Here is a 12767-nt window from a genome sequence, read left to right on the forward strand (position 1 = left end):
ATTTTGGAAACTCACCGCGTTAATGATTTCAACAGAGTAAAAACACAATGGCTAATATTCTCATCGCCGGCTGCGGCGATATAGGCATCCGCCTTGCCGGTTTATTGAACAGGCAAAATCACCAAGTAACGGGGATAAGAAGACATCCTCCTGAAAATCCGAATGAAACCGTTACTTTCTTTCAAGCGGATCTCACTCAAGCGTCAAGTTTTACGGCACTGTCTCTCAATTTTGACGAGGTGGTTTTTATGCCCACGCCGGGACAAAGAAGTACGGCCAGTTATCAGGCAGTCTATGATACGGCTTTGGAAAACCTGCTCAAGCATTTCGAAAAAGCGGAACGGCCGCCGCACTGGTTTTTTATTTCATCCACCAGCGTGTATGGTCAATCGAACGGAGAATGGGTTGATGAGGATTCTGTCACTGAAACTAATTCGCCCTCAGGAAAACTCATCCGTCGCGCTGAACTTAGGCTTTTATCTGCTTTGCCGGAAACAACGATTGTTCGTTTTTCCGGTATTTACGGACCCGGTCGGGAATACTTGCTGAATTCGGCCCGGGCTGCACCTGAAATTGTGCTTGATCCGCCTTATTACACAAACCGCATTCATCAGGACGATTGCGCTACGGTGCTGGTCTTTCTTATCGGCTTGCGCTTGAAAGGTGAAAAACTAGCGACCTGTTATCTGGCAAGTGATGATTACCCCGCCCCTCAATGGGAGGTTGTAAGCTGGATGACAGAACAACTGGGGTGCCGGCCACCTTCAGTGAAGCCGCCATCAACTCCGCCTGATCTCAACAAACGCTGTGATAACAAACGCCTAAAAGCATTGGGTTATGAATTTATTTACCCTGATTATCGTGATGGCTACCTGCCGATGATTCAAAAAATACGCAATGATCAAACTAGTTCTGAAGCGGCCAAATGTAAGGAATGAGTCCCACTGTCGTGATGGCGGCAATAATATTCATAGGCACGCCAACCCGTAAAAAGTCTTTAAAATGGTAACCGCCGGGTCCATAGACCATCAGATTGGTCTGGTAACCCAGAGGCGTTGCAAAACTGGCTGAGGCACCCATCATCGTTGCAAACACAAATGGTTCAGGATTTAAACCCTGGCTACCGGTGATTGCCAACACGATCGGCAGCATCAGTAATGCCGCCGCGTTATTGGTAATGACCTCGGTAAGAATCGACACGGTGACATAAGTTAATCCCAATAAAATCCAGGGATTGCCGTCGGCAATAGATAAAATATGACGGGCTATAAAATCTGCCGCACCACTGACCTGCAAAGCGTTACCCAAAGCAAAACTTGCAGCAATACTGACCAGCACGGTCAAATCCAAACTGCGTCTGGCCTCGGCTATACTGCAGCATCCCGTCAACACGATGAGCCCTGCACCTACCAAGGCAGCATTCAACATACTGGTCAGCCCAAATGTTGCGGCACCGATGACTCCCAATAAAAGTACCCATGCCAGTTTGGCGCGCTGATGATTGGGACGCGTTTCTTCCAAATCATTAATCAACAAAAAATCGCGTTGTACCCGTTGCCGGGTAACAAACGCAGGGCGCGCTTCCAGTAATAGTACATCACCGGGTTGCAGCTCGATTGATCCCAAATTACCCTGAATGGCTTCGCCGTCTCTGGCCACGGCAAGAACCACAGCACCGTACCGATCACGAAAATGACTGTCCCGAATAGCCTTGCCAATGCTGTCGCAATGCTGTGAAACAACTGCCTCAACCAAACACCGCTCCGGTGTATCCTTGTCTATTACCGGTGTCTGGCTAACAGATGGGACCAAACCATTAATACGCAAGATATCAAAAATTGCACTGGTCTCACCGACAAAAACCAACCGGTCCCCGCCCTGCAGTTTTTCCTCTGACGACACGGCAGTCACAATACTTCCGTGACGTTCTATCTCAACCAGATAGATGCGCTGAAGATTTCGTAAGCCGGCCTTTGCAACGGTTACACCTTCCAACGGCCCATTATTCGCCACAGCCACTTCAAACGTAAACTTTTTACGATCGGCAAACTGCTCGGCCGCACTTTGTCTGTTAGGCAACATAAAGGGCATACAAAATACAATAAATAACACACCCACAACTGCAACAGGCAAACCAATCCAAGTGATATCAAACAACTCAAAGCCTTTTTTTCCTGTCAATGCTTGATATTGTCCATTAAGCACCAGGTTTGTGCTTGTTCCTATCAATGTCAATGTCCCACCCAAAATGGCGGTATAACTGAGCGGAATCATCAATTTGGATGGCGCAATACCAATTCGTTTAGACCAGCGGGTTACCGCAGGAATCATGGTTGCCACAACCGGCGTATTATTCAGGAATGCGCTCAAGGGTATTAGCGGTAAAACTAATCTAAGCAAGGCACCTTGCGTGGTTTTTGGGTTGCCCAGCAATTTATTGACCACCATTTCGACGCCTCCCGTCGAACTGATGCCTGCTGCGATAACAAACATAGCCGCCACAGTAATCAAGCCTTCATTGCTAAAACCGGAAAGTGCTTGTTTGGGATCCAATACACCGGCGACACTCAACACAGTGAGTGCGACCATAAGCACCAAATCCGGGGTGAAACGTGAGAAAATCAGTGTCAATAAAACACCGGCAGTCAGTAAAACAGTAAGCCAACCGTGCCAATCCATTCTTTACTCTTCAGTTTTGAGAAACGCAATTTAATGGGGCATTATAAGATAAATTGATTTATTGAGTGCCGATTTTAGTCCATCGGCTATTGACTTAATGAGCGAGTATCTGATGGTTGACGACATTGGATGAGGCGACTGGGTGCGCTGATAATTCGACAAGCTCTCATTGCCCCTTTGTCTCAAGGATCTATTAGAACTCGTCGAATCGTAAGCAAAAATGAACTAATGCCCTTCCCTGGCAATATCTGCTGCTTATTGTTCTGAAAGAAATTAGCTTTTCCCCGGTAACATGCCAACAGAACCCGGTTTTATGCGCTTACACTCAACCACTACATCTTCCATATGACAACGAAACCCGGTTTCTTTGGGGTTATCACAGGGCGTGCAAACCGGTTTACCGGAATCTTTAATTTGTTCCAAATGCCAACCGTAACCTTGAGTCTGGCAGAACTTTTTACTGAATCTTTTAATATTATAGTTTTTTGATGCGCTGGCTATTGCGGCTGACTCTGCTTCACATTTAGCAGATGGTAACGTATTAGCCATCAGTTCACGATATATATAATCAGTTGCCAACGCATTGCTGGCCGTAAAAGTGAGTGAGGCTGCGAAAATTAGTTTTAAGATTTTTCTCATAGTGATTTCCTGCTAAAGCGGTTAGGCTAAGCGCAACGATTTAAGTCATAAGTGATGCGTCTTGAATCAGTCAAAACTCTGATAGTGTGTGCCGTTACCGGTTACCTATAACCCGAATGTTCATTTGTTTTTCCTCCTCTATCAATTGTTGCTTGATAGGCTCAAACTTTTCATTTTCATTCATTTTAACCATCAGTAAAACGGCCACTAATGAGAAAGTAAACAAGCCGACATATAGCCAGAATCGGTCTTTTTTGGGCTCTTCTTGTATCATGATTATCCCCTGATTAATTAGTATCTCTGTAAGCTATAAACTTGACTCGATATAAAAATACACAGATAACTGGCTGTTTATTCAAATAAAGTCTAATGCAAACGTAAACATGCAATTTGGTAGTGCATCGATACTATAAGAAGCAATAATGGAAAAGTCAATAAATTATCGATTCGATACGATATATTTTTTCGAATTAATTTACGACAATCAGAAAAACTACCGACTTCTGAAGCTGATGAGCGCAATAAAGAAAATTAAAGCAGCGTATGTTCTTGGCAGATTTTTTCACTGTCACTTTGGGTCTAAAGTTTCTTTGGTTAATCCGCATAAAAAGCCGTCATTCGTATGAGTAAAGAACTTACACGTTTTACATAAACCAAAGGAATTGGATTTATGAGCTTTTTGCAGTGCCGTCAACGCATTAATAAAAGGTTCTTCGGTTAAATCAGGATTGTGCTCTTCCAAAAACAAGCCCGCATTACTAAAAAGATCAGAGGGGTAGGCTTGACTTAGCATCAGTTTCCCCTCCTCTGTCAGGTATAGATGAACCATCCGTTTATCGGCTAAATCGGCTTCTTTTATGATAAAACCTTTTCTTTCAAGCAGAAGAAGCGTTTGCGAAACCGTGCCCTTGGTCATACCCAGATAATTGGTCAACGCAACCGGTGTATTGCTGTATCTGTTGCAGCGCGACAAATAATCCATGACTTGCAGATGCACAACCTGCAAACCCATTTCCGTGCAACGTTTTCGTTCTTCCGAACGAATTAATGCCGCCATTCGTTCAATTAACTTATAAACATCAACTTTTTGCATAGAGTTTCTTAATTTTTATTACTCAGTTGACAAATGAAATGGAATTAAAATACATTATGCCCTGTTTCGATTCGAAACTAAATGGCTTTTTGCCACCTTTTTTCATATCCAGGACGGAACACGATTCCTCAGATTCTTGCGACTCAAGGCCGGCACTTTGCCGGTCTTTTTTTAGGAGCTTAGTACCGCTTATGTCAATGTCTCATGTTTTTGATACTTATGCTAAAACAGTCAAGGGCCGGATAATGCACTTCGATGTTGTGCTCGATAATAAAGACCCTGAGATGGCCATCACCTATGCAAAAGAATGGTTAGCCAGCATCGGTGAATCAGACGCTATCGTCAATCAAACCAATTGTGTATTTTGCCATAGTGCAGAAGCGCCTACGGATATACGCAATGAAATCGATACCAAAGGTTATAGCATCCTTAAATTGGAAGGTTGCCCGAAATAGAACTGCCTCATCAAATAGCTGTGAATTGCTAGCAGGCCTAATACGGCCTGCGCCAGCCTGATTGCCTAAAAAGATCATCTAATTGACAACTTCACATTAACCCCGGGCTCACTCCTTTCAGGATCAAGTTCGGTTGCCAGTAAAAATACCCGGTTACTGGCTATACCCGCCTCCTGCAGATATTTTGCTACATTACCGGCGCGTAATACCGCAAGGTCATTTAACCGTTGTTCTTCCGGAGGTAAAAGCGCCTCAAGTTTTTGCCTGGCAACCTCATAAAAATCGCCACTTTCGCCCTCTTTGAGCCTCGGTGTTCCAAAAATTGAAACATCAGCCAATGATGGGAATTTCTCAATAAACTGTTGCGCTAATAATCGTTTGTATTCATCTTCAGAAAGCTCAATGTATTCTGAACGGGTTCTTTCCCCTTTTGTGCGCAATTCCTTGGCTTTGATTTTTTTCAGCTGATCTTTCAAGGCTTCGTCGCGCATTGCCGGCCAATCCAAATCCTGAAAAGCGGCCCCTTTGACTTCCAGACTGAGCGTCGGTTTACTGATTAATGCTTTGGCAATCGCATCAAGTTTCATCTTTTCATGATCAGGCAGATCAGGGTTACCTTCACTAAAACCGATCATACTGAGATCTTCATCACTGCCAAAATTGACCAGCGAAGCAAGCATCTTAAAAGGCGCTGAAGCAATTTTGCCTATCACATTGCCCAGCGCTTTGAAAACCAGCGAGCTGACACTGAATTGAGGATCATCCAGACTACCGGATATAGGCAACTCAAGATTGATTTTTCCATCACCATCTTTCATCAGGGTAATGGCTAGCTCTAAAGGCAAAGACACCGCTTTTGGGTTGTCCACTTTTTCACCCAAAGTAAACTGATCTATGAACAGCTTATTTTCTGCTACGAGTTTGTTGTCCTTGATGGTGTATTTCAAATCCAACGACATCTGGCCTTTTTCAATTTTATAACCTGCAAATTCTGCCATGTAAGGCGTCACCAACGGTAAAGGCATATCCTCGAATTTAAGCTCGACAGCCGAATCACCGGAATCAAGGGCATATTGACCATCAATATCGACTTTCGCTAAATCGTAAACTTTGCCGTCCAAATTCAATTTTGCCGTCGCACCTTTGTCGGAAGAAAGCCCCTGCAGATTCCCGTTAAGCCGGGTCATTTTGGTAACAAAGGGCAGTATCAATGAGTAATCGGCAAAATCGGACATCCCGTCCTTGAGTTGAATCGCACCAATTTTGAAGACCGGTGAATTTTTTGGCTTTGCCTTCATCTTTTCTGAAGAAGGCGCTGCACTGCTAGCATCCGTGTTATCGGCAATAACATCATCGAAATTGGTTCCCCCTTCTTTTTTGATGAGCAACCGTATGTAAGGCCTATCAAAAAGCACATCCTTAAGGAAATAGTGCTGCTTGAGTAAATCTACATTGATTTTTGTCAAATGCAGATTTTCCCATTTAACAAAGTCTCGATGCTGTTTTTGATCACGCAGCAACAAACTGTCGACATTGGCATTACCGTTATATTTCAAATCCAGTTCGCCGGAAGGAGTCAAGGCTAAAGAAAGACTCCCATCGGTAGAGAGCCCCCCATCGATAATATCCAATTTCGCAAACTGCTCTAAATAAGGTTGAAATCCTTTCAAATGCAAGTTGTCAAGAGCCACTGAGAAATCAGCTGAGAAAGGATCCAAAACAGCATCTCCGGCAATACTGACCTTTCCGGACTTGTTAATCTGCGCTTTAAAATCGATAGGTAGCGCTGTCGTTTTCAGCGTATCAAAACCTTTAACCTGAAGATTTAAATCTGAAAGTTCAACGGCTAGAGGTTTGTTTTGATTTCTATCTGCAAAACTGACCTGATAATCGTTAATTACCAAATCATCTACAGCAATCTGCCACGCTGGTTGACTGCTATTGCCGCTTTCCGCAATGCGGGATGTTTCTTTATCAGTGCCCTTTACAACAAACAGGTTTTGCAAATTAAACGTGCCGTCCTCGTTTAACCAGGTATTAAGTGTCGCATTTGCTGTGTCAATTTTTGCCAGCTTGACGCGTTGCTTGCCCCCTTCCACAGTTATTCCCTGAACTGCGAGTGTTGGAACAGTCACCACCTTAGAATTCTGACCGGGATCGGTTATCACCAGTGATTTAAGATCGGCTGTACCTGCCGATATCGAATAATTCAAAACCTGATTGGCATCATCAAATGCAAACTCGCTTTGTGACTTAAGCGACCTTATCGTAATAGCCGGAAAATGCTTTAATCCATCATGGTGAAATAAACCCACTTCAGCCAGATTAATCTGATTTTGCCCGGCACTCAGTTTTAGCTGATCTGCAGACTGCTCAACAGCCAAATGGGTATTCCAATCGAGGTGTTTAACCTTGATTAAGGGCATATCTTTTCCGCTTACATCCATGTTATCCATTTCCAGCCGCGTATTTTTGCTTTGCAGAGACAATCCTTTTTCTTCTGATCGCAAAACGAGCCCTGCCTGAAGATTCATTTTGTCATTCAAAATACGAGTTTGGCCGCCCCCCTGATCATTAACCGTTAATTTAAAGCTTTCTAGATCAATTTTTGTTTCCGGGGCGTCCAGTTGCAAAACCCGATTGTCATAATTCAATAGATAAGCAGCTGAAACTGCCAGCTGACCCTTTTCCAGCATGACACCCGGCAAATCCTGAAGAAACAAGGTGGCTATTCGGAATAAATCGGCCTTTTCGAGTTTGATCAGCCCTTTGGAATGAATCGGATTAAGGCTGGCTTCGCCTGACCACTGTAAAGTTGCTCCCGAAGAAAAAGCCATGTTGAGTTCAAGATTGGCAGGATTATCCTGAAATGTTGATAATTCCAACAGTTTCAGATTAATGGGCTGCAGGGTTTCTTTTTCCACTCCATTGGCCCGGGCATGTTCCCAAAGTGCCGAACCAGCCGACAAATTCAATTGATGAATCTTTACAGGAAATAAACCTTCCGATGCGTCCTTTTCCTCTTGAGTGTCCGAGCCAAGATCATCGAAATTAAAAATTCCTTTTTGATTTTTAGCAACCCTGAGAAACGGTTTATCTAGCTGAAATGTATCAATGACCAAGCCAATATGTCTAATCGAAGTGAATACAGCCAAATCGGTGTACAGCCTATCGAATGCAACAAATGCCTGACCATCAGTTTCTTGCAAGGTGAACCCTTGAATTTCCAGACAAAAATCAAAAGGATTAAAAGCAATCTTTTCAACTGAGGCATGACGACCAGTAGCATCGTGGATCAATCCTGGAAGTTGCATTTTCAATAATGCCGGTAAGATAAAAAACCCCGACACAGCATAAAAAGCCACAAGGGCCAGTGTGATCAATGTAGGTTTTATGAGTTTTTTTACCATGCCTGATTCAAAAAAATGCACTGCTTAACACCTCTAAAATCCTGAAAGACGCTTAAATCAAGTCTGGCAAAAAGCTCAATACCTTGATCGAATAGAGATCTAAAGCTAGTTATTTTAGCCCTTAACATTGGTTTATATCCGGGAATCTTTCAAATTGAAAGATAACAACAAGTCACTCATTAAAATAGCTTACAACACTATAAATGAATCACTCATAAACTGTCCCGCTTATGCATAGCAACAGGGATAGGAGAAAATTTAGGCAATGCTGATGGACAGTGCGTCCCTGCACAGAACTCTTCAGAACAAAGAGTTATTTAGGAGTGTGAACTACAAATTGTGATACCCCGTTTCCTCGTGCATCACGATATCAAGGCCTTGTTCCTCCTCATCTTTTGTGACGCGAAGACCCATTGTCCATTCAATCGCTTTCAAGATAAGGTAACTGAATAAGGCGCTCCAGCCTATTGTGACTAAAACGGCCAAAGCCTGAACCTTGACTTGATCAAAAATGGAGACACCCTCCGCCAGACCCAGTCCGCCCAAACTGGTGGCTGCAAACACACCGGTCAGTAAAGACCCGACAATTCCGCCTACACCATGAACGGGAAACACATCTAACGAGTCGTCAATTTTTAATTTACGTTTGACGATCTGGGTAGCGCAAAAACAAACCACTCCGGCTGTTATTCCGATGACCAAGGCACCTGCAGGACCAACAAATCCGGATGCAGGCGTTATAGTTCCCAGCCCCGCAACCATTCCTGTGACTATTCCCAACACACTGGGCTTGCCAAACCTGACCCATTCAATGAACATCCAGGTCAATGAACCTGCCGCCGCACCGATATGGGTAACTATAATAGCCATTCCTGCCGAGCCATCAGCTTTAAGGGCGCTGCCGCCATTAAATCCAAACCACCCCACCCACAACATACCTGCACCGGTAACCACCATAGTCATGTTATGTGGCGGCATCGCTGTGGTTGGAAAACCTTTTCGATTTCCAATGACCAATGCCGAGACAAGAGATGCAATACCAGCATTGACATGAATAACAATGCCGCCTGCAAAATCCATAGCCCCCATATCGGCCAGCCAACCGCCGCCCCAAATCCAGTGACAAATTGGCATATACACGATAACCAGCCACAAACTGCTAAACCAGAGCATCGCGGAGAATTTCATTCTCTCTGCGTAAGCACCCACAATTAGCGCTGGAGTAATAATACCGAAGGTCATCTGAAACATAAAAAATACAGTTTCAGGAATATCCCCTGTCATTGATGACGTTCCCAACTCCGGCATAAAGAATTTACTGGTACCGCCAATAATTTCCTGCCATTCACCACCATCAGAAAATATAAGACTGTAAACACCGGCAAGCCAGAGTAAAGAAACGACACAGGTAATCGCAAAACATTGCATCAAAACCGAAAGCGCATTTTTGCTTCTTACCAATCCAGCGTAAAAAAGCGACAAACCAGGTAATGTCATAAACAGCACGAAAGCGGTAGAGGTTAAAACCCAAGCGGTGTTGCTCGGGTTTAACTCATCCGCACTAACTAAACCGGGCAAAGCCCATAAGAGAAAAATTAAATAATTATTATTATAGGATTTCATAGCTTCCTCTAAGCGCGGCTATGCGTTTTTCAAATCAAAAAACAAATCCGGCTTTAAATGATTGTTAGCCTATTCGATGTGACCTCCTCATCAAATATGCTGATTAAGGTAAGTGAATCAAAGATGCCAAGGGACTGAAATAAAATAACTAACGCAAATAAGACCGTATTTATATTCATGTTCAAGGCGCGAAAACAGGCCCATAGAAATCTATGCAACCGTTTAAGCAACAATGATGTTGTAAAAAAGGCAAGTCAGTTTTGGAAGTTATCTATTCACGTGCCTAAATGGCATCGCTTCCGGTTTCTCCGGTTCTGATCCTGATTACTTGCTCCAAAGCGGATACGAAAATCTTGCCATCACCAATTTTTCCGGTGTTGGCTGATTTGACAATTGCCTCTATCGCTTGGTCAACCACTTCATCAGTTACCGCGATTTCGAGTTTAACCTTGGGAAGAAAATCGACCACATACTCGGCGCCGCGATATAACTCGGTGTGGCCTTTCTGACGGCCAAAGCCTTTTACTTCAGTTGCCGTTACACCGGCAACACCTATTTCGGAAAGCGCTTCTCTAACGTCATCTAACTTGAAAGGTTTGATAATTGCTGTAATTAATTTCATTTTTATTCTCTAAACAATTGAAAAAGTTAGTCTATCCCCGAAGGATTTCAAAAACAAAACAGACTCTGCTATCTGTCCTAAGCCGAGTGTATCCCGTCTCATTGTAAAGTATGTAAGAAATTGTATTGAATTTCCGGAAACACTGGATCGTCAATACCTTTATTGTATCTGCTCACCCCTTTAGTTTTATTAGGCTTAGGCTTTGATTGAACAGGCTTCTGGAACAGGGACGAATTCATGCGTCCTTTGAAATCAAGCACCTACATCTAACAAAACGGGAGAGGGTTAGCAGATACCCAAAAAAATTTATCATTCCATCAATAGCTGCTTATAAAAAACGGGCGCCGTCTGCGCCCGCCCTGTTGTTTTACTATTCTGTCCGTTACTTACTGCCTTCGGAAGTAAACTCAGGATAAGCTTCCATACCACACTCGGAGAAATCCACACCTTGGTATTCATCTTCAGAAGAGACCCTGATACCCATAGTTGACTTCAGCAGGAACCACATGGCTAAACTGGCAGTGAATACAAAGCCAAAAATCGTAGCGATGCCAATTAATTGAGCCGACAGTGTTGATTCTTCATTTGATAAACAAACCGCAAGTAAACCTAATATACCCGATATACCATGAACCGATATGGCACCGACAGGATCATCGATTCTGAGCTTATCAATAGTGACAATGGCAACCACAACAAGGCCACCGGCAACAAAACCAATGCCTGTAGACAGTAGTGTGCTGGGACTGGCCGGATCGGCAGTAATCGCAACCAAACCTGCCAATGCGCCGTTTAAAATCATGGATAAATCAGCCTTACCAAACATCATGTGTGCGGTGATTAAAGCCGCCACCACACCAGCAGCGGCGGCTGCATTGGTGTTAACAAAAACTTTGGCAACCGTATTGGCTTCTGAGACATTGGATATAATCAGTTCTGAACCACCGTTAAAACCAAACCAGCCCATCCACAAAATCAACGTACCTAAGGTTGCCAAAGGCATGTTACAGCCCGGAATGGGGTAAATAACTCCGTTTTCACCGTATTTCCCTTTTCTTGGACCCAGCAAGAGAACACCGGCTAATGCAGCACTGGCACCGCATAAATGCACAACACCGGAGCCTGCAAAATCAAAAAATCCCAAGGTGTCCAGAAAACCGCCACCCCATTTCCAGTAACCTTGTATGGGGTAAATAAAGCCAGTCATGACGACAGAAAATCCCAGGAAGGCCCACAATTTCATCCGTTCGCACACCGCACCGGAGACTATCGACATGGCTGTCGCGACAAAGACTACCTGAAAGAAAAAGTCAGCCATTTTAGAATAGACAACATTATTGTCGTCGTCTGTATCATTATTGACCGAAATGACTTCGGCAGCTTCATTATCAATATTGCTCAATAAAAATTCGATACCAGGCCATACGCTGTTGACAGCCTCACCGGGATACATCAGGTTATATCCGCACAACATATACATGATGCAGGCAATTGCATACAAAACCACGTTTTTGGTAAGAATTTCTGTTGTATTTTTTGCTCTGACTAACCCAGCCTCAAGCATGGCAAACCCAGCCGCCATCCACATTACAAAGGCACCGCTTATCAGCAAATAGAACGTATCTAATGCGTAACTCAGTTCTGTTAATTTATCCACCACGTTTCTCCTGTCTCAGACTAAAGGGCTTCTTCGCCAGTTTCTCCGGTTCGAATCCGGACCACTTGCTCGAGGTTGCTCACAAAAATTTTTCCATCCCCAATTTTTCCAGTGTTTGCCGCTTTGGTAATAGCTTCAACCGCTGCATCGACTTTATCATCGCCGATCGCAACTTCCACTTTTGCTTTGGGCAGAAAATCGACTACGTACTCCGCACCTCGGTATAACTCAGTATGACCTTTCTGACGGCCGAATCCTTTTACTTCGGTAACCGTCACGCCTGACACCCCCATTTCGGATAATGCCTCACGGACATCATCCAACTTGAAGGGCTTAACAACTGCTGTAATCAGTTTCATATGTGTGCCTCGTGTTAAGTTGACAAAAACTCAATCTTCCTTTTGCATGGATTGTGCCAACCAAATTCGACGGCTCTTTTCTTTGCATAAAAAATAATCGACCCCCTAAAGCACAGGTCATGCGATCGATTATGGTGCGAAAATACAGCAATAACGACTCATTGTGGTGCGCTAACAAAATACACAGCTACCAACGCACCATTTAAATCCTTTTCTAACAACTATTTAAA

General features: G+C 43.7%; 11 protein-coding genes. 2 read left to right on the forward strand and 9 right to left on the reverse strand.

The window, feature by feature from the left end:
- Positions 1-47: 47 nt before the first annotated feature.
- Positions 48-938 carry an SDR family oxidoreductase gene (locus GO003_RS19800; protein ID WP_159658818.1) on the forward strand — a complete coding sequence of 297 codons (891 nt, stop codon included), beginning with the start codon at positions 48-50 and terminating at the stop codon, positions 936-938.
- Here GO003_RS19800 and GO003_RS19805 read toward each other — a convergent pair.
- The 4 genes from GO003_RS19805 to GO003_RS19820 all read right to left on the reverse strand — a co-directional run bounded on the left by GO003_RS19805 (position 907) and on the right by GO003_RS19820 (position 4411).
- Positions 907-2679 (reverse strand): SLC13 family permease, encoded by a 1773-nt coding sequence (locus GO003_RS19805; protein ID WP_159658817.1) that lies wholly within the window; start codon positions 2677-2679, stop codon positions 907-909. The two genes, GO003_RS19800 and GO003_RS19805, sit on opposite strands and share 32 nt — an antisense overlap.
- Positions 2680-2952: 273 nt before the next feature.
- Entirely contained in the window at positions 2953-3318 is a 366-nt protein-coding gene (locus tag GO003_RS19810; RefSeq protein WP_159658816.1) for a hypothetical protein, read from the reverse strand.
- Positions 3319-3412: 94 nt separating this feature from the next.
- Positions 3413-3592: a hypothetical protein gene (locus tag GO003_RS19815; protein WP_159658815.1), complete on the reverse strand. Its 180-nt coding sequence runs from the start codon at positions 3590-3592 to the stop codon at positions 3413-3415.
- Between the two features lie 294 nt (positions 3593-3886).
- Positions 3887-4411: a MarR family winged helix-turn-helix transcriptional regulator gene (locus GO003_RS19820; protein ID WP_331001647.1), complete on the reverse strand. Its 525-nt coding sequence runs from the start codon at positions 4409-4411 to the stop codon at positions 3887-3889.
- Positions 4412-4608: 197 nt separating this feature from the next.
- Between GO003_RS19820 and GO003_RS19825 the strand changes: the two genes are divergently transcribed.
- Positions 4609-4866 (forward strand): DUF2024 family protein, encoded by a 258-nt coding sequence (locus GO003_RS19825; protein WP_231089103.1) that lies wholly within the window; start codon positions 4609-4611, stop codon positions 4864-4866.
- A gap of 74 nt (positions 4867-4940) precedes the next feature.
- Here the strand turns inward: GO003_RS19825 and GO003_RS19830 are convergent, their stop codons facing one another.
- From GO003_RS19830 to glnK, 5 genes are all read right to left on the reverse strand, one after another.
- Positions 4941-8276 (reverse strand): DUF748 domain-containing protein, encoded by a 3336-nt coding sequence (locus GO003_RS19830; protein WP_159658812.1) that lies wholly within the window; start codon positions 8274-8276, stop codon positions 4941-4943.
- 330 nt (positions 8277-8606) lie between these two features.
- Positions 8607-9899: an ammonium transporter gene (locus GO003_RS19835; RefSeq protein ID WP_159658811.1), complete on the reverse strand. Its 1293-nt coding sequence runs from the start codon at positions 9897-9899 to the stop codon at positions 8607-8609.
- A gap of 283 nt (positions 9900-10182) precedes the next feature.
- Complete coding sequence (locus GO003_RS19840; RefSeq protein WP_159658810.1) at positions 10183-10521, reverse strand: P-II family nitrogen regulator; 339 nt, start codon at positions 10519-10521, stop codon at positions 10183-10185.
- A gap of 382 nt (positions 10522-10903) precedes the next feature.
- Positions 10904-12178, reverse strand: coding sequence for an ammonium transporter (locus GO003_RS19845; protein ID WP_159658809.1), 1275 nt, complete (start codon positions 12176-12178; stop codon positions 10904-10906).
- A 20-nt stretch (positions 12179-12198) separates the two neighbouring features.
- Complete coding sequence (gene glnK / locus GO003_RS19850) at positions 12199-12537, reverse strand: P-II family nitrogen regulator (protein ID WP_159658808.1); 339 nt, start codon at positions 12535-12537, stop codon at positions 12199-12201.
- Between the last annotated feature and the right edge of the window lie 230 nt (positions 12538-12767).

It is taken from the genome of Methylicorpusculum oleiharenae (assembly GCF_009828925.2).
GTDB lineage: Bacteria > Pseudomonadota > Gammaproteobacteria > Methylococcales > Methylomonadaceae > Methylicorpusculum > Methylicorpusculum oleiharenae.

What these genes read in the sequence shown, in the direction of transcription:
- GO003_RS19840 (WP_159658810.1), bottom strand. Translation starts at nt 10,521, where the DNA reads ATGAAATTAATTACAGCAATTATCAAACCTTTCAAGTTAGATGACGTT.
- GO003_RS19815 (WP_159658815.1), bottom strand. Translation starts at nt 3,592, where the DNA reads ATGATACAAGAAGAGCCCAAAAAAGACCGATTCTGGCTATATGTCGGC.
- GO003_RS19810 (WP_159658816.1), bottom strand. Translation starts at nt 3,318, where the DNA reads ATGAGAAAAATCTTAAAACTAATTTTCGCAGCCTCACTCACTTTTACG.
- GO003_RS19830 (WP_159658812.1), bottom strand. Translation starts at nt 8,276, where the DNA reads ATGGTAAAAAAACTCATAAAACCTACATTGATCACACTGGCCCTTGTG.
- GO003_RS19825 (WP_231089103.1), top strand. Translation starts at nt 4,609, where the DNA reads ATGTCTCATGTTTTTGATACTTATGCTAAAACAGTCAAGGGCCGGATA.
- GO003_RS19820 (WP_331001647.1), bottom strand. Translation starts at nt 4,411, where the DNA reads ATGCAAAAAGTTGATGTTTATAAGTTAATTGAACGAATGGCGGCATTA.
- glnK (WP_159658808.1), bottom strand. Translation starts at nt 12,537, where the DNA reads ATGAAACTGATTACAGCAGTTGTTAAGCCCTTCAAGTTGGATGATGTC.
- GO003_RS19835 (WP_159658811.1), bottom strand. Translation starts at nt 9,899, where the DNA reads ATGAAATCCTATAATAATAATTATTTAATTTTTCTCTTATGGGCTTTG.
- GO003_RS19800 (WP_159658818.1), top strand. Translation starts at nt 48, where the DNA reads ATGGCTAATATTCTCATCGCCGGCTGCGGCGATATAGGCATCCGCCTT.
- GO003_RS19805 (WP_159658817.1), bottom strand. Translation starts at nt 2,679, where the DNA reads ATGGATTGGCACGGTTGGCTTACTGTTTTACTGACTGCCGGTGTTTTA.